1 protein-coding gene is annotated in these 512 nt (G+C 64.5%); it reads left to right on the top strand.

The features are described from left to right. Window positions 1–512: DNA translocase FtsK (locus AC07NY_RS25975; RefSeq protein WP_494586092.1), on the top strand; the 512-nt coding region annotated here is incomplete at both ends.

A 512-nucleotide genomic window follows, 5' to 3' on the forward strand; every position in this document is an offset into this window, starting at 1 on the left:
TGGCTGACGACATCGCGCGTTCGATGAGTGCGGTGTCGGCGCGCGTTGCGGTGGTGCAGGGCAAGAACGCGATCGGCATCGAGTTGCCCAACGCCCGCCGCGAGACCGTCTTCCTGCGCGAGTTGCTGGCCAGCCAGGATTTCGAGGCGACCAAGCACAAGCTCGCGCTCTGCCTCGGCAAGACCATCGGCGGCGAGCCGGTGATCGCGGATCTCGCCCGCATGCCGCATCTGCTCGTTGCGGGTACGACCGGCTCGGGCAAGTCGGTGGCGATCAACACCATGATCCTGTCGATCCTCTACCGGCTGAAGCCGGAGGAGTGCCGCCTGATCATGGTCGATCCCAAGATGCTGGAGCTCTCCGTCTATGACGGCATCCCGCATCTGCTCACCCCGGTCGTCACCGATCCCAAGAAGGCGGTCGTCGCCCTCAAATGGGCGGTGCGCGAGATGGAGGAGCGCTACAAGAAGATGTCGAAGCTCTCGGTGCGCAACATCGACGGCTTCAACGCC

It is taken from the genome of Allobosea sp. GW821-FHT09G06 (assembly GCF_059416005.1).